The organism is Sporosarcina thermotolerans (genome assembly GCF_042658975.1).
GTDB lineage: Bacteria > Bacillota > Bacilli > Bacillales_A > Planococcaceae > Sporosarcina > Sporosarcina thermotolerans.
This window is the reverse complement of sequence record NZ_JBHSRM010000014.1, coordinates 17,818-35,534: the sequence shown is the minus strand read 5'-3', so window position 1 is coordinate 35,534 and position 17,717 is coordinate 17,818. Positions and strand designations below refer to the sequence as shown.

Here is a 17,717-nt window from a genome sequence, read left to right as displayed (position 1 = left end):
CTTCCGCTGTTAAATATTCTTCAGGTTCAAATCCAAAAATGGAATTGTGATAATCTGCTTCCAAGAAAAAAGTTAATGATGACAAAAAGAAAAGCGAAGACGTTCGCCCAAGCAAAATCGTTCGCTGTCAGTTTTCCTCTTCTTTGTAAAAACAATACTAAACTATAAAGAATAATTATAAGAAACGACCCGATGATTTTCATATCGGTTAACAACCAATCATCTAACGCGACAAACGCCCACTGTATCCCTAAAATAAGGCTTACTAACAAAACAGGTATTCCTGTATAGATTGATACTTTCATACCTGTCAATGTTTGATGAAGCGAAGGTAATCGACCAAACTGTTTTGTCCATTTCTTTTCCTTCAGCAATTTATATACAAGTAGATAAAGTATGGCAGATACAAGGGACATTGCGAATGCTGCATAAGAAAGAATAGCGAACGTTATATGGATAAATAGCAACTCCGAGAGTAAAGACTCACCAATCGGTGATTGTTCAATTTGCATTGGTGCAAATGCGTATATAGACATGAAAATAAAGCCGATTACGTTTAAAAAGAATACGGCAAACCCGACTTTTGAGAATACCTGTAAAACCATTGATAACGAGATGAGTAGCCACGCATAGAAATAAATCCCTTCGTATAGTGAAAGGATCGGAAATTGTTTCTTTTCTAATACGGTAGCGATAAGGAAGCCTGTTTGCATGATATAGACAAGTGATAAAATCCAAAATGCGCTGCGGTGTGCGAATTTATTCGTATTCAAATAGTCGATGAAGTAAAATACAAGACTTACCGCGTACAGGATTATTATTATTTCATGGAATCTTGCCATAGTCATTTCAGCCATATTTTAAAATGATAAATCAGGCTGGGCAATCTTTTTTGCAATGTTAACAGGCTTCTTTTGCTGATTAGTTGCTTGTGATTCAATTTGCTCTGCCTCGTCTTCATTTGCAAGCCCAAAGATTTGTTTGAACAAGGCTAATTTTTCTGCTGCGTTGTCGTCCATGGCCAATTCCTTTGCCTGAAGGATTGGTTCTTTTAATAATTGATTGATGATTGACTTTGTATGTTTGTTCAATACTTTCTTTTCGCGTTCTGTTAGGCTTGGCAATTTGTTTTCAATGCTGGCCATTGTCTCAGATTGGATGTGATGTGCCTTTTCACGTAATTGCGCTATAAGTGGAACTACGCCAAGGGTTGCAATCCATTCTTTAAAGGTGACGATTTCCTCTTCAATCATCAAACCGATCTCTTCAGCTGCACGTTTACGTTCTGCCAAATTTGCTTCAACGATACCTTGTAAATCATCGATATCGTAGAGGAAGACGTTAGGCAAATCACCGATTCTTGGATCCAAGTCACGTGGAACGGCAATGTCCACCATGAAAATCGGCTTTCCTTTACGAAGTTTCTCAACAAATTGCATCAATTCAAAATCGATGACAAAATCTGTTGCTCCTGTAGAACTAATTAAAATATCAGCTTCCAACAAGGTGCATTGCAATTCCTGCATTGATTTGGCATTTCCGCCGAATTGGCGCGCCATTTCTTCTGCCTTCGACAAAGTTCGATTTATTACAGTGACCTTTCCTGCGCCGCTACCATGAAGATTCTTAATCGCCAATTCACCCATCTTACCTGCTCCAAGGATTGCGATATGTTTATCTTTCAATGAACCGAAGATCTTCTTTCCAAGCTCTACTGCAGCGTAGGATACAGAGACTGCATTATCAGCAATCGCCGTTTCAGAATGAGCCCGCTTCGCAAGCGTTACCGCCTGTTTAAACAATTCATTAAAGACTGTACCTGTCGTACCGATTTCCTGAGCCTTTAAGAAACTGTCCCTAACTTGTCCTAAAATCTGTGTTTCGCCAAGGACCATAGAATCGATTCCGGCAGTTACTCTCATTAAATGTTCAATCGCTGCATCATTTTCGTATATAAGTAAATGAGGAGATAATTCCTCTATATCCATATTGAACCAATCGGCTAAAAACCGTTTAACATAATAGCGTCCAGTGTGAATTTGGTCGGCAACTGCATAAATTTCAGTCCGATTGCACGTTGAAATGATTGTGTTCTCCAATATGCTTTTTTCCTTTTGCAGTGCTTGCATAGCTTTCGGCAATTCTGCCTCCACAAAAGATAATTTTTCCCTTAATTCAACTGGAGCTGTTCGGTAGTTAACACCGACCACGATTGTATTCATAAGGTGCCCACACCTCTCCCGTTCATTTTTACATATCCGATTATAACATATTCCATTATTTTAATCGGTTTATAATGTGACTAAACATTGAAGAATCTACGGTTTAGGAAGGACTCTATAGGTAAAAAATCCGGATGATACGTCATCCGGATTTTCATTACATTCTTTTTTCGATTTCACGCCATGCCTCGTCCATTCCAATCCCTTTTTCAGATGAAAAAACAATTATCGGATCACCAGCTCGCAAATACAATTCATCTCGGATGATTTTCTTATGCTTCTCCCATTTACCTTTAGGTATTTTATCCGCTTTCGTCGCGATGATAATTGTTGGGATATTATAATGACCAAGGAAATCATACATAATGCAATCGTCTTTACTTGGCGGATGACGCAAATCCACGATTTGCACAACGGCACGCAACTGTTCCCTGCCTGTCAAATATCGATCAATCATACCACCCCATGCTTCACGTTCAGATTTCGCGACCTTCGCATACCCATAACCGGGTACGTCCACAAAGAATAACTTTTCCTCGATTTTATAAAAATTCAAGGTCTGAGTCTTACCTGGTTTGGAGGAAGTCCTCGCTAAACTTTTTCGGCCGATCATTTTATTGATAAATGACGACTTTCCTACATTCGAACGTCCCGCTAAAGCAAACTCCGGGAATCCATCATCTGGATATTGTTCTGGTTTTACTGCACTCATTATCATCTCAACTTGGTTGACCTTCATTCGGATGCCTCCTCTAATGCAATTGCTAATACTTCTTCAGCATCCGAAACAAGCTTGAATGTCAGCTCACTACGTACACTTTCAGGTATATCTTCAATATCACGTTCATTCGCTTCTGGCAAAATAATCGTTGTCAATCCCGCCCGATGAGCGCTCAACGATTTCTCTTTCACTCCGCCAATCGGCAACACTCTGCCCCGAAGTGTGATTTCACCAGTCATTCCAACTTCCCGACGGATTGGCCGCTTTGTCAATGACGAAACTAAAGCAGTTGCAATCGTTACACCCGCAGAAGGGCCATCTTTAGGGACTGCGCCTTCCGGTACGTGGATGTGAATGTCGCTTTTTTCATGGAATTCGGGGTCAATCTTGAACTCCTCCGCCTTGGATCTAACGTAGGAAAGTGCTGTTTGGGCGGATTCTTTCATGACATCCCCTAATTTTCCAGTCAGTATCAATTTCCCTTTGCCTGGTGACAGTGAAACCTCTATTTGTAAAGTATCCCCACCAACCGTCGTATAGGCAAGACCTGTCGCTACACCAATCTGGTTTTTCTTTTCAGCCTGACCATAGCTATGCTTTTTCTTGCCTAAAAGTGTTTCGAGGGTCTTTGCACTGACGGTAACACTTTTCTTTTCCCCAGTAACAATTTGTTTTGCGGCTCTTCTGCAAATCCTCGCAATTTCACGTTCCAAACCGCGGACGCCTGCTTCCCTTGTGTAATAACGAACAATATTTTTGATTGCTTCATCATTTATACGCACTTGGGACTTTGTAAGGCCATGTTCTTTTAACTGTTTTGGAATCAGATGATTTTTAGCAATTGCCTGTTTCTCTATTTCTGTATAGCCTGGAATTGAAATAACTTCCATTCGATCCCTTAATGGACCTGGTATCGAGCCTAAATCATTCGAAGTGGCGATGAACAGGACATTTGATAGATCATACGGCTCCTCAATGTAATGGTCGCTGAAGGTGGAGTTTTGCTCTGGATCCAAAACCTCAAGCATTGCAGCAGAAGGGTCTCCCCTAAAGTCGTTAGACATTTTATCAATCTCATCAAGCAGAAATACCGGATTTACCTTACCTGCTTTTTTCATACCTTGTATGATCCGTCCTGGCATTGCACCGACATAAGTGCGACGATGCCCTCTTATTTCGGATTCATCCCTTACACCACCGAGTGAAATTCTGACAAAAGTCCGTCCTAACGATTCCGCAATCGAACGGGCAAGAGATGTCTTCCCTACACCCGGAGGACCGTCAAGACAAAGAATTGGACCACGCAATGAATTGGTCATTTGACGGACGGCTAAATATTCCAAAATTCGTTCCTTAACAGATTCCAACCCTTCATGGTCGCGATTTAAGATTGTTTCCGAACGTTTAATGTCCAACTGATCATCCGATGCATCTGACCAAGGTAAAGCAATCAACCAATCGATGTAATTCCGGATAACCCCGCTTTCAGCTGATGCTGAATGGATTTTTTCATAACGATCAAGTTCTCTGAATGCAGCTTCTTTAACATGATCGGGCATTCCTGCATTTTCGATTTTCTCAGTTAACTCGACAACCTCGATGCTTTTTCCATCTTTGTCCCCAAGTTCTTTTTGAATAGCCTTCATCTGTTCGCGCAGATAAAATTCTTTTTGTGTCCGTTCCATTGCTTCTTTTACACGGTTGTTGATCTTCCGTTCCAATTCAAGAATTTCCTGTTCATTATGTAGCTTATTAATAAGGAATTCTAGACGCTCTTTCACATCGATGATTTCAAGAATCTCCTGTTTTGCGGAAACCTTCAATGGTAAATGTGAAGCAATCATATCCGCAAGCCTTCCGGGTTCTTCGATGGTAGCGATTGAATCGAACGTCTCTTGTGACACCTTCGCCGAATAAGTGGCGAAGTTCTTGAAATACGGAAGCAATGTACGCATAAGCGCAATGCTTTCTGGGCCAGCTTCTGTATCTTCTGGAATCCTTTCTATATCAACAACTGGATATAAATCGGCTTCCTCATAATTCGTCCATTTTGCACGTTCAATGCCTTCGATATATAACCGGTATGTTCCATTATTCAGTTCAGTCAATGATTTGACGTGAGCTAATAGACCAATTTTATATAGGTCATCCGCGTCGGGGCTTTCAACGCTTGTATCTTTTTGTGAAGCAAGCATGATTAGATTACCATTTGCAATTGCATGCTCCACCGCAAATACGGAGCGCTCTCTCCCGACGTCAATATGTAAAACCATCGTCGGGTAAACCAACATCCCGCGCAAAGGCAACAAAGGCACTTGTAGCTTTTTTTTCTTTGGCATGCGGAAGTCACCTCCATAAGATATGTATATCCAATTTGGCCAGTCATATAAGGTGGAAAAAGCCGACAACCGAAGAGCGAAAAGATCGCATCGCCGGAGTCAGCTTGATTCCTCCAAATATCATGCCGTATTTTTCTCTTGATCGAGATCGAATATTGTACCATCTTCTCGATAAAGAATCGGGCTTGATTTCTTTAGGACGGATTCTTTCGTAATGATACATTCTGTAACTTCATCAAGCGATGGAAGTTCATACATGATATCCAACATTATGTTTTCAATTATTGAACGCAAGCCACGTGCACCCGTTTTCCGTTCAATCGCTTCTTTAGCAATTTCTAAAAGTGCATCCTCTTCAAACTTCAATTCAACCCCGTCAAGTTCAACCATTTTTTGATATTGCTTTACAATGGCATTTTTAGGGACTGTGAGGATTTGGTAAAGCGTCTGCTCATCTAACTGTTCAAGCGTTGCAATTACAGGCAAACGGCCGATGAATTCTGGAATAAGGCCAAAACGCTGTAAATCTTCAGGAATTAGCTTCGAAAGCAAAGAAGCTTCTTCTGTCGGAGTTTCTTCCGTATTCGTTCCAAATCCAATCACTTTTTGCCCAGTACGACGCTTAATGATTTCTTCCATTCCATCGAATGCTCCGCCAACGATGAATAAGATATTCGTCGTGTCGATTTGAAGGAATTCTTGATGTGGATGCTTACGTCCTCCTTGAGGTGGAACACTCGCAACCGTACCTTCAAGAATTTTCAGCAACGCCTGCTGAACCCCTTCACCGGAGACATCACGAGTAATGGATGCATTTTCCGATTTACGTGCGACCTTATCGATTTCATCGATGTAAATGATACCTTTTTCAGCACGCTCAATATCAAAATCCGCAGCTTGAATAAGTTTCAAAAGAATATTCTCAACATCCTCGCCGACATATCCCGCTTCAGTTAGTGAAGTAGCATCAGCGATTGCAAAAGGCACATCCAATATACGCGCCAAAGTTTGTGCCAATAGAGTTTTACCGCTACCAGTTGGACCGATCAAAACAATATTCGATTTAGCGATCTCAACATCATCAACCTTGCTATTCGTGTTGATACGTTTGTAGTGATTGTATACAGCAACGGCTAATGACTTTTTAGCACGATCCTGGCCAATAATATATTCATCTAAAATGCCTTGGATTTCACGTGGTTTTGGAACGTCTTTTAGCTCGAAATGTTCATCGAGGCCTACTTCCTCCTCAACGATTTCCGCGCATAGTTCAACACATTCATCACAAATATAGACACCCTGACCTGCAACTAATTTTCTAACTTGGTCTTGGGTTTTACCACAGAAAGAACAGCTTAGATTATCTTTTTCATCATTAAATTTGAACATCAAGCTCACCCCTATTCAAGTGACAATCTTACAAGATTCCCTCGTTTTAAGCAACTAATTCGAACTGCTCATCATTTACCAAAAGGGATAATTTTAGCTATGAAAAACAAGGTACGGAAAACCGCACCTTGTATTATTCAACTACAATTATTCAGTGATTTTAGCGTTTGCTACTAAGAATTCAACGGCTTTATTGAATTTCAAATCATTTTCAAGAACTCTTGTACCGCCTAAAGTTTGTTTGATTTGATCAATTTCCATCTTAAACTGTTCAGCCATTTTTTCAAGTTCAGCGTTGATTTCCTCTTCAGTTACTTCAAGGTTTTCAGCCGCACCGATTGCCTCAAGTGTTAATGAAACACGAACACGATTAAGTGCATCGTCTCTCATTTGGCCACGTAAAGCCGCTTCGTCTTGACCAGAGAATTGGAAGTAAAGTTCAAGGTTCATGCCTTGCATTTGAAGGCGTTGACCGAACTCATCTACCATACGGTCGACTTCAGAATCGATCATTACTTCTGGAATATCGATTTCAGCGTTTCTTGCAGCAGCTTCTACAAGATCATCACGCAATGCTGTTTCAGAAGCACCTTTTTTCTCTTCAGCACTTTGTTCTTTTAATTTTGTACGAAGAGCTTCAAGGCTTTCAACTTCTTCGTCGATTTCTTTTGCAAGATCATCGTCAAGTGCAGGAATTTCTTTTGATTTGATTTCGTGAATTTTCACTTTGAATACAGCAGGTTTTCCAGCTAATTCAGCAGCGTGATATTCTTCTGGGAAAGAAACCTCAACGTCTTTTTCTTCGCCTACTTTTAAACCAACAAGTTGCTCTTCAAATCCTGGAATGAATGAACCTGAACCGATTTCAAGGTCATATCCTTCAGCTTTACCGCCTTCAAAAGCTTCGCCATCAACGAATCCTTCAAAATCAAGGTTTACTGTGTCGCCGTTTTCTACAGCGCCGTCTTCTTTGATAACCATTTCAGCAAATGTTTGTTGACGTTCTTTTAGTTGCTCTTCGATTTCTTCGTCAGTAACTTCAATTTCTTGACGTTTCACTTCAAGGCCTTTATAGTCACCAAGTTTAACTTCTGGCTTCAAAGTAACATGTGCTTTGAAGATAAGCGCTTTGCCTTTTTCCATTTCGTCAATTTCGATTTCTGGTTGTGCAATCGGCTCTACGCCTGATTCGTCAAGTGCGTTTGAATATGCTTCCGGAAGGATGATGTCAAGCGCGTCATTGTAAAGTGCTTCCACACCGTACATTCTTTCGAACATTTTACGTGGCATTTTCCCTTTACGGAATCCTGGTGCTTGAACCGTTTTTACAACCTTCTTGAATGCTTCATCAATTGCAGCGTCCACTTTTTCAGCAGGCACCTCAACTGTTAGTGTACCTTTATTACCTTCTTCTTTTTCCCATTTAACAGACATTAAAAAAACCTCCGAATCATTATGACCAATATATTTTCGTTATTGAATACGCCATTTTCAACCCTTACAGTATATCATAGTCTTTCTATCTTTCAACAGATTTAATGCGTTATCTATCTGTCTGCTCATCGATTTTTTTTATCAACGAATTCAATTCCGCGGCTGGCATAGGCTCCCCTAAAAACATGCTTTCTATGTATTGTGTATAAGCGTTTGCGACTTCTTCCGTTGAATAGCCATCCCAGTTAAATGGATATGCGATTATTCCATAGCGCTGACTCGCATCGATCGCCATCTGCATCCTTGACGGGTCCTTCTCCGCTATTTCACCTATACGATTAACCACCTCAATTGAACGCTCATCCTGTCCGGGAAGATTGAGCTTAGAAGGAATGACTTTTTTAGTGTTCCCAAATTTTTTGACGGACACTTCTTCGTCATATCCGGATTCGTAAAGTAGGACAAGGGCATACGTAATGACGATTGGATGTATTTCATCCTTTTGGACAACCTCTGCAAGAACTTTTTTTATTGAATTATCGAACGAACCATTTTCAAATGCAACAAGCAATTCTTGTTGTTCATCTACTGATAAGTCCATGAATTGCTCTATGGTAAAGTGTTCGTTGATGTCTCCTGATTCGTCATGGTCGACGTATCTATGGGAAAGTCTTCTGTTCAGCTCTCGTAAATAATTGAATTTCTTCACCATTTCTGGCGGCACAATTTCTTCATCAAGGAGTGCTTCGATTGTCATTTCAACTTCTTCATAGTGCTGTAATTGAATGCTGATTGCCAGGTATAATTCCATAGCGTAGAGATATTCTGTTGTTCCGCTATGAAGTAATTGGGTGGCAACTTTTTTAGCTCTATCGAAATTCTGTGATTCGTATAAGGCTATTGCGTATGGTGCAAGTAGCCGTGGGTTTTCAGGATCGAAATGATATACTTGTTCAAACGCTTCCACTGCTCCTTTGAAGTCGGTGTCTTCAACGGCATCCAATCCTTTATCAATCAGTTGTTCCAGGGCACCAGGGAACATGACGACGTTATCCTTTTTTAAAAGCTTTCCATATCTATGTCTGTTTCTCACGGGTCTCACCTTCTTTCGTCCTTCCAATATATCACATAGGATTTTCTAACTGGAAATGAAATAATCGTACTTGGTAAACGTTTAATCACGGATTTACGCTTCAGGCGGACGCTTTCCGCTGCAATCCTAGGAGATTGTTTTTAATTTGAATTACGTTAAATAAAATTCCTTCTATATAAGATTTCCTTTATGACTTAGAAATAAACTGCCATGCAAGAAAAAGAAAGTTCCACATTTAAGGAGATTAATCCTTAATTATTTATTATGACGTCGTGACCCAGTTGGGACTAAAGTAACGAAACGACGATATCTATTGAAATTTGACCGATAACTTCGCGAAAGTGACCGATAACTCGTGCCGATTGACCGATATCTTGCCTGCGGAAAAATCCCCACGCAAAAAAACGCTACCGTCACACTTGACTGAAGCGGTTTTCATTTAAATAATTCTTTAAATACCAACACCTAAATGTTCACCCCACATTTCCTTTGAAGTCTTACGGTAGATCTTACTCTTCTATAAGTAAAAATGTACTAATCAAGTTTAGGCATTCAATTATTGTTTCTTCCGGGGCTTGGCCTTCGATGTTCAATCCTCTTGAACGCCAATCAAGGCTTTTTACTTGATCCGTTAATATAACTCCGTTTATTGCCAATCCATATGGTATTTCAACTTCAAAAGGGTAGCCTTTTTGTTGAGTTGTTATAGGGCAGACAACGGAAAATCCTGTTAGATCGTTAAAGGACTTTGGGGATAAAACGATGGCCGGGCGACGGCCACGTTGTTCATGCCCTGATTGGGGGGAGAAGTTTAAATACACCAAATCCCCACGATTAGGTACTTGTGTCAAATATGTTCATTCCCCTCAGTCCCAAAATCGATTTCATGATGCTTGTTTTCGGGTGTGATTTTTGCTAATAACTCTTCAAGAGTAGGTTTCTTTTTTAACGGCTTTACGACAAGTGTTTGGTTAGTATCAACGCTCAATACAACCTCAGTCCCCTCTGAGATATTTACTTGTTGTGCAATAGTAGCCGGGATACGTAAACCAAGACTATTACCCCATTTTTGTACCTTCACAACAACCCCTCCTCGTATTGGATTCATTGTACCATACCCCTTTCCGCGTCGTATAGTCACAGTATATACATACAGGGAAGAGACTATTACTGACATCACAAAAATAAGTGTTAGGTGCCAGGTTCTAACCAATTCTGAATGCAATGGGCACACCAAAAATCAACGATCGATGGGGTTACATACCACCCGACATTTCCTACTGCTTCTCCAATTGGTTACGGAGCCGGATCAAATATTCCGGTGAGTCCAGAGGATCGTTGACAATCATCTCAATTACGCATAGTTCACCCATCTGCGCTTTCACCGCCATCTCAATCGCCTCATCCAGTTCCTGGTTGGTACGCACCTTAACAGCGAATGCCTTGCCTCCGAAGGCTTCGGCCAGTTGCGTATAGTGCCAGGCAGGAATTTGATTGTATCTCTGATTTGATGTCTTGACGTTCAAATATTTTTCAATTGTGTAGCCGCTATTGTTAAGGATAAACAGAATTGGACGACAGCCATTGTCCAGCAAAGTGCTGATTTCTTGGAATGTCACTTGCAAGGAGCCTTCCCCGGTAAATAGAAGCACACGTCTATGTGGTGCCGCAATGCTTGCACCTAACGTGGCTGGCGTTGCATAACCGATGCTTTGCCAGCCCTGCTGGCAAATATATTCTGCCCCCGTGGGAAGCCGTACGCGTATCCATGCTGTAAGGGCTGCTTTTCTTATCTCGTAATTTTTTTCGAAATCTGTTCATTCCCTTACCTCCCATTCACTTAATCAAGATAACGCTTTTCATCTGCGTAATTTGGACTGATTAAATAGGACCATACATAATGTAGAATGTTCCTATTTTATTAGTTATATTAAAATAGTGTAAGTTGGAATATTTTTCATAAGACCAAATGCAAATATCGTTATACCAAAATTGTCGAGAGGGTTCAAGAACCATTGTTAATTAAATCAAAAAGTGCGTCCTATCCAATTCAAGGATAGGACGCGCTACAGTCATCTAACTTATTTATTTCATCATATACCCGTTTGGAAAAGTTATAATCTCTTGAACATGGTCGCCTATTGATTCATACGTTCCCCTGGCCATAAAACAGCACAAATCCCTCATAAAATTCCCTAAACACGCATAAATAGCTCTATACAAGCATAAATCACGTTAAACGCTCATAAACGTCTATAATCCCGCATAATAGCAGCAGGTAAAAATAAAAAAAGCCCAAAACCTAATTTTCAAGGTTTCGCACGTTTAGGTACGTCCCTGGAGTACTTATAAGTTTTAACTGGGACGTTGATATTACGGGGTTTTGAAAGTTGTGTGTAGAGTTTGTGTACGCATTTTCTTTTACAAACAAACTCTACACACCCATTACGCTATCTTAAAATGTATTCTTTTTCATATTTTTCTCTACTTCTACATATTTTTGCTTTGTTGCAGTAGTTTCGATACCCCTGTTCTTTCCCATTCTTCCACCAGTTCATATGCTTTTTCAGGAGCATATCCTTTCCCTACAAGAACCCCCATAAGTATAAATTCTTGTAGAATGTGTAAAGCATTTATTCCTTTTTTAACATCTTCTAACCCTTCGTTGACTAAAAACTCCGTGTATCGTATCCATTCATCTGGTGTTTTACCATCAATGAGGGGACTTCCATTATGATGAGCGTTCCCTTTCTCTGCAGACATTGCATCTGCTTTTGTTGAGTGGATCGTTCCAAATGGATGGTTAGGTGGTGCATAGATAGAATATAGCTTTAACGGAACATTACCGGTATTCCTTAAGTTGTGCCATGTTCCAGCAGGTACAAAAATAGCCGAATCATCCTCTACACTTCTTCTAAAGTCTAAATGATTTTGATTTTTACCCATTTGTGTAACACCTTGACCTTGTTCTATACGTAAAAACTGATCAACGTCAGGATGCATTTCTAAACCGATATCTTCTCCTGGATTCAAGCTCATTAACGTAGTCTGCAGGTGATTTCCAGTCCACAAAGCGGTACGATACGTATTATTTTGTTTAGTTGCCTCATTAATATTTATAACAAAAGGACTTCTTCCGTAATCTCTGATTGCCAAACTATTATTACCATTTAATACTTGATATGAATCAAGTTGATTTACAAGAACAGGACCTTGAGGGTTCCACTGATTTGTGTTCCCACCATAATAATACATCGATGCGTTACTGTAATATGGGTGTTGATATGGATACCCATATGTAGGATAATACATTCTTTTCAACCCTTTCGCAAAATAATATACTATTATATGCTACTTTTTAACAATGTGCTTTCCAGTTATAGATTTCGGGTTCAGGCAAAATAAAAAGCCGAATACAAAGTTCGGCTTACAAAAAACTGGAGGTGAAAATTTAATGAACCGTAACTCCAGGCAACCTTCTACAAACATGAAAATCATCAATGATCTTTCGAAAGCACTCAATGGAGAATATCGTGCTATTTATTGCTATGAGATATTAGCAAATCTGGCTCCAAAGGCCGGGATTAAAAACAGAACTCTATAAATTAGAAATGATGAAATCAAACACTACGATGTGTTGTTCTTGTAAACAAACTTTCTTCGGGAATTTAAGTGAATAACAAACACGTCTGACAAATATTAAGTGGCATCATATTATTAAGTTATTTCTCAAGTTGGTGTATTAGCGGAATCTATCTACATACGAACTCCGACTTAACAAATTGAAGGAATTAATAAATGGTTTAGATACTCTTTTTCTAATTAAGAAGATGACCTCGACATTTCGCCAAGATCATCTAATTTCATCTTATATTTATAGGTCAACACGTGTAAATGAGAATTTTTGAATAGTTGGTTCACCTTTATAGATAACGATTTTATAAACATTTACGAATTTATCATCTATAGACAGGATGTCGCTATATTCATATTTCGCTTCTAAAGCAGATTCCATAATCCCATTACTAGCAAGTGCAGGCTCACCATTATTTATTTCATAAAAATATAAAGCGTTTTGGGTTGAGCTATTATATCGCAAAATATACATTCCATTATTACTCGCTAAACGACTTACTCTATACCCTGCTGGAAAATCATATAACATTTCTGAGCCATTTGCATCCCAAATCATTTCGCTATGGTTCAAATCGAAAGCTATATTTCCATCTGAACCATAGAAATAGATTCTTCCATTTTCTTCGTCAAGAAATACTACATCCGAATTCACCGGATATGTACCATCCATGCTGAAGCTATATAATAATTTTCCATCCTTATCAACTATATTTGCATGATTACTATCTGTTTTTTCAAAGTAATAATATCCCTTTAATCCAGAAATCAATGAATCTTCCAAGTTATTATCATCGGATACGCTTCTTCTAACTTCTTTCGTTTCTGCCTCTCCTTTTTCATTAACCGTTACAGTAGTAAAGATAAATTGATTAGGGGATCTGTACTTAGTGGAATCTCTTGAAACGATTAAAAGTGTATTTTCATAAAAAGCAGTCTTTGTATATCTATACCTATCATCACTATCTTTTGAAGGCATTTCAATATCTATAACTTTTTCCTTAACGATAAATTCATCACCTTTTAATATAGAAACGTATAAAGTACCAGATTCACTTCGCGTGTCTATAGAAGGTGTTAGAATGTATGTATACCCATCTTTATCAACAATTTGAGATTTTTCATTTAATCCACTATCACTAAAAGCTTCTCCACCCAATTGCTCATTTTGATCTGCTAAAAATAACACATCTGAATCAACAGACTGAACTTCTTCCACTTCTTCCGATTTAGTAGTGTCAGAATCTGTAACACCTAATTCTGAGTTTTCTTCAGGTACAGCCGAATTACTTGTTTTTTCTTCAGTTTGACTACATGCATTTAGTACAAGTGCAGTCAGTAATAGAAACATAATATAAAATTTTCTTAATGTCTTTTCTCCTAACCTAAAAGTCTTATTCTATAAATATATTACAATATCTCTATTATGACAATCTTGTTTAAAGAATCCAGTTTAATTATTAAGCTAAACTAAATAATATGGCCCGATAGAGAATCGATTTGTGCATAGATATTCGCTATTTCTGATGCTACTTTTGCGGAAAGCGTCCTACCGGGTGGGGCTCCGGCTACAGGTTCTAAAAATAATTGAGAATGCAATGGGAAGATGTTGCGGAGGGAAAGCCATTAGCACCATTTCGAATTTCAATTATTTCATCAAATTACTTTTCTAATATAGAATAATTAGTTGGCGGCAGATTTGTCATCGCGTATGGCGTCAAACTTTCTTCTAAAATAGGACCAAGCAGCAGCATCTGTCTCTTCTTCAGGAGACAAACCATCTTTCATTCCCAATGTACTCTCGAAATCTCCCCCGTATTTTTTCTCATATAAAGCCATTTGATCGACTAAAAAATTCTTTTCTTCGCTGTCGTATCTATTGTTGCCTAATGCATCTTGTTCTTCTTCCCATTCGTTTACGATTTGGGCTACAGAGTAAAGTTTACCTGTTTTAGCCATCCACAAGGTATCCGCACTGATTCGGGCTTGGCTATTCCTTTCGCTTCTCTCTACTCCAATAAATTTTCCTTCATTTATCCAATTATTGATGGTTGTGATTGAAACTCCGAAAAATTTAGATAGCTGCCCTGTTGTATATACAGGTAAAATTTCATCCGCTTGTACGGCAATATCAGCCATAACTTTTAAGGTTTTAGAGAAATAGCTTTTCATCTCTGTTGAATTTTCAAGAACAGATTCAGACAACTTGTCCAATCCCAATTTGTTTTTTGAAGTCATGTCTAAATAGTTTACCAAGACTTTGAAAAATAAAATGCTTTCACTTTTATCCTCAAATATTCGTTCCGTTATTTTTTCCGCTCTCTCATCGAAGGCCATTTTTTCATACATCGTTAGCATGATCTTCACCTCTTACACCCCATTCTATTCTAACTGCAAGTGAACTGCAAGTAACTGCAAGCAACTAAAAGCATATTTTCTGCATTCTATTCCCGGAGATTAAAAATTATACATAAATCAAAAAAAGCGCCTTATCCGATTGATGGATAGGACGCACTACAGTCATCTTGCTTATTTCAATAACACATACCCGCTTTAGACAGTTACAAACAGCTATCGCATAAGATTAATTGCTCAAAGCCCATAAAATCCTCGAAACACGCATACACAGCACTAAACAAGCATAAATCACTTCAAATGCTCATAAACTAACTGACATACGCATAAACATCCTAAAAAACTCATAAATCTGCTAAATCACGCATAAATCCCAAATTTGAAATCCTTCTATAATAAAAAACGCCCGAAACCTATTTCTTAAGGTTTCGTGCGTTTAAAAACGTCCCAGGAGGGATTCGAACCCCCGACCGATGCCTTAGAAGGGCATTGCTCTATCCAGCTGAGCTACTGAGACATGCTGTTAACAACCAACGTTTGCCAACGACAAATCTTATTATAGGCAGGCTTGCAAAAAAAGTCAACGCTTTTTTTAGATATTTATTAATTCAACCGAATCAACTATCTCAAAATCCATATTTTTGAATGAAACCTTGCAGCCACCTACATCATCCCATTCAATTTCTGCGAATGTCGGCTCCTTGCCTGCCCTTGGAAGCAATGTGCTTCCTGGATTAACGAATAGGATCCCATCTTGCAGTTCTGCACCATACAAATGGGAGTGACCAAAAAGGACAATGTCCGCCTCGTGTTCCTTCGCGGAATAAAATAAAGGCAATAACGTCCGTTTGCAATCATGCTCGTGACCATGCACCGTTAAAATCCGTTTGTTGCCTATTTCAATTATAAGCGACTTTTGAAACCTTAAATCACTATCACAATTTCCTCTTACTATATGCATTTTACTCAGCAATGGATCTTCTGCAGACAACTCACTATCTCCGCAATGGAATTTAGCATCCGCAGACAATGCGGAAACGGCAGACACCGTTTCCTTATCACCATGCGAATCGCTCATTACAACGATTTTCATTGTTGTTCACCGATCGAGTCTAACAACTGCGGCAAATGCTCCTCTAATTGTCTTAGCGCTGCGCCACGATGTGATATACGACCTTTTTCCTCGGGGGACAATTCCGCCATGGACCGGTCCATTTCCGGGTTGAAAAAGATTGGATCATAACCAAAACCGTTAGTTCCTCGTTTCTCTTCCAAAATAACCCCTTCACAGCTACCTGAAAATGTAACAGTCTCCTGACCCGGACCTGCGACAGCAAGAACACAACGGAAGCGTGCCGTACGTTTCGCCTCAGGCACTCCCTGAAGCTCTGTGAGGACTTTTTCGATATTTGCCTCGTCACTCTTCACTGCACCTGCGTAACGAGCAGAATAGACGCCTGGAGCGCCGTTCAGCTTATCGATCTCAAGTCCACTGTCGTCCGAAATGACTGTGATTCCCAAAAGCTTGGATACTGTCTCAGCCTTAAGAATTGCATTCTCTTCAAAAGTGACACCCGTCTCTTCCACATCAATGTCCTGCTCTAAATCATTTAAAGTGAGAACTTCTATATTATAAGGATTGAAAAGTGCTTCAAAATCCTTAGCCTTCCCTTTGTTGTTCGTTGCGATCAAAATCTTTTTCATGGTATTATTCGCCTTCCTTTCGACCGATCTGTGTTCCGACATCAGCTAAAACTTCCCTTTGAATTCCAATCAGGCGCTGGATACCAGACTCTGCCAGTTCAACGAGATCATTCATTTCCTGTCTTGTGAACGTTGCTTCCTCACCCGTACCTTGTAACTCCACAAATTCACCTGCACCAGTCATGACGACATTCATATCGACAGCCGCCGCGGAATCTTCTGGGTAGTCAAGATCCAGGATAAGCACTCCTTCTTCCGTTTTCCCAACGCTGATTGCCGCCAAATAGTCACGAATCGGGAACTTCTTCAATTCCTTCTTTGATGTTAATTTCGAAACTGCTATAGACATGGCAACAAATGCCCCAGTAATCGATGCTGTTCGTGTACCGCCATCTGCCTGAATAACATCGCAGTCAATCCATACTGTCCGCTCACCAAGCGCTTCCAAATCCACCACAGCACGCATTGCACGTCCAATTAGGCGTTGGATTTCCATTGTTCTTCCGCCCACTTTACCTCTTGAGGATTCCCTTTGAGTCCTTTGACCGGTGGCCCTTGGAAGCATGGAATATTCTGCCGTCACCCACCCTTGTCCACTTCCTCTTAGAAATGGTGGGACCCTTTCCTCAATGGTAGCCGTACAAATCACCTTTGTGTTCCCGACTGAAATCAATACCGAACCTTCCGGATGGATCAAATAGTCCCTTTCAATCGTTACCGGCCTTCCCATATCTGCAGTTCTTCCATCTTGTCTCATATTGAATACCTCCACTAGTTGAATTCAGAATCCATCTTATCATAGACAATTTCACCAAAGCAAAAACCCG

Annotated in this window: 15 protein-coding genes, 1 tRNA gene and 1 pseudogene; all 17 read right to left on the bottom strand. The window is 39.7% G+C overall.

The features are described 5' to 3' along the window. Window positions 1-26: 26 nt before the first annotated feature. Window positions 27-857 (bottom strand): cytochrome c biogenesis protein CcsA, encoded by an 831-nt coding sequence (ccsA, locus tag ACFPZG_RS11675; RefSeq protein ID WP_283732324.1) that lies wholly within the window; start codon window positions 855-857, stop codon window positions 27-29. 3 nt (window positions 858-860) lie between these two features. Next, window positions 861-2,222 carry a glutamyl-tRNA reductase gene (gene hemA, locus ACFPZG_RS11670; RefSeq protein WP_283732325.1) on the bottom strand — a complete coding sequence of 454 codons (1,362 nt, stop codon included), beginning with the start codon at window positions 2,220-2,222 and terminating at the stop codon, window positions 861-863. A gap of 157 nt (window positions 2,223-2,379) precedes the next feature. Next, window positions 2,380-2,961 (bottom strand): ribosome biogenesis GTP-binding protein YihA/YsxC, encoded by a 582-nt coding sequence (gene yihA / locus ACFPZG_RS11665; RefSeq protein ID WP_283732326.1) that lies wholly within the window; start codon window positions 2,959-2,961, stop codon window positions 2,380-2,382. Continuing rightward, window positions 2,958-5,282: an endopeptidase La gene (gene lon / locus ACFPZG_RS11660; RefSeq protein WP_317941127.1), complete on the bottom strand. Its 2,325-nt coding sequence runs from the start codon at window positions 5,280-5,282 to the stop codon at window positions 2,958-2,960. The genes yihA and lon overlap by 4 nt, the downstream gene beginning before the upstream one ends. Before the next feature lie 120 nt (window positions 5,283-5,402). Further along, window positions 5,403-6,671, bottom strand: coding sequence for an ATP-dependent protease ATP-binding subunit ClpX (gene clpX / locus ACFPZG_RS11655; RefSeq protein WP_283732327.1), 1,269 nt, complete (start codon window positions 6,669-6,671; stop codon window positions 5,403-5,405). Window positions 6,672-6,818: 147 nt separating this feature from the next. After that, window positions 6,819-8,105: a trigger factor gene (tig, locus tag ACFPZG_RS11650; protein ID WP_317941128.1), complete on the bottom strand. Its 1,287-nt coding sequence runs from the start codon at window positions 8,103-8,105 to the stop codon at window positions 6,819-6,821. 109 nt (window positions 8,106-8,214) lie between these two features. Further along, on the bottom strand, window positions 8,215-9,198 hold the full coding sequence (locus ACFPZG_RS11645; protein ID WP_317941129.1) for a tetratricopeptide repeat protein: 984 nt from the start codon (window positions 9,196-9,198) through the stop codon (window positions 8,215-8,217). A gap of 509 nt (window positions 9,199-9,707) precedes the next feature. Further along, window positions 9,708-10,049, bottom strand: a complete 342-nt coding sequence (locus tag ACFPZG_RS11640; protein ID WP_283732330.1) for a type II toxin-antitoxin system PemK/MazF family toxin — start codon at window positions 10,047-10,049, stop codon at window positions 9,708-9,710. After that, the gene (locus tag ACFPZG_RS11635) at window positions 10,046-10,306 is read right to left on the bottom strand and encodes an AbrB/MazE/SpoVT family DNA-binding domain-containing protein (RefSeq protein ID WP_283732331.1); all 261 of its coding nucleotides are present in this window, start codon (window positions 10,304-10,306) and stop codon (window positions 10,046-10,048) included. Before ACFPZG_RS11635 ends, ACFPZG_RS11640 begins: the two co-directional genes overlap by 4 nt. Window positions 10,307-10,475: 169 nt before the next feature. After that, window positions 10,476-10,958, bottom strand: a pseudogene (locus tag ACFPZG_RS11630) (thiamine pyrophosphate-dependent enzyme); the annotation flags it as partial. Window positions 10,959-11,688: 730 nt separating this feature from the next. Beyond that, window positions 11,689-12,510 (bottom strand): cupin domain-containing protein, encoded by an 822-nt coding sequence (locus ACFPZG_RS11625; RefSeq protein ID WP_283732333.1) that lies wholly within the window; start codon window positions 12,508-12,510, stop codon window positions 11,689-11,691. 562 nt (window positions 12,511-13,072) lie between these two features. Further along, the gene (locus ACFPZG_RS11620; protein ID WP_283732334.1) at window positions 13,073-14,182 is read right to left on the bottom strand and encodes a hypothetical protein; all 1,110 of its coding nucleotides are present in this window, start codon (window positions 14,180-14,182) and stop codon (window positions 13,073-13,075) included. Between the two features lie 332 nt (window positions 14,183-14,514). Next, complete coding sequence (locus ACFPZG_RS11615; protein WP_283732335.1) at window positions 14,515-15,180, bottom strand: MerR family transcriptional regulator; 666 nt, start codon at window positions 15,178-15,180, stop codon at window positions 14,515-14,517. 449 nt (window positions 15,181-15,629) lie between these two features. Beyond that, window positions 15,630-15,703: transfer RNA gene (locus ACFPZG_RS11610), tRNA-Arg, on the bottom strand. A 75-nt stretch (window positions 15,704-15,778) separates the two neighbouring features. Beyond that, on the bottom strand, window positions 15,779-16,279 hold the full coding sequence (locus ACFPZG_RS11605) for a metallophosphoesterase (RefSeq protein WP_283732336.1): 501 nt from the start codon (window positions 16,277-16,279) through the stop codon (window positions 15,779-15,781). After that, on the bottom strand, window positions 16,276-16,890 hold the full coding sequence (locus tag ACFPZG_RS11600) for an XTP/dITP diphosphatase (RefSeq protein WP_283732337.1): 615 nt from the start codon (window positions 16,888-16,890) through the stop codon (window positions 16,276-16,278). Before ACFPZG_RS11600 ends, ACFPZG_RS11605 begins: the two co-directional genes overlap by 4 nt. A gap of 4 nt (window positions 16,891-16,894) precedes the next feature. Beyond that, complete coding sequence (rph, locus tag ACFPZG_RS11595) at window positions 16,895-17,647, bottom strand: ribonuclease PH (protein ID WP_283732338.1); 753 nt, start codon at window positions 17,645-17,647, stop codon at window positions 16,895-16,897. Window positions 17,648-17,717: the final 70 nt, after the last annotated feature.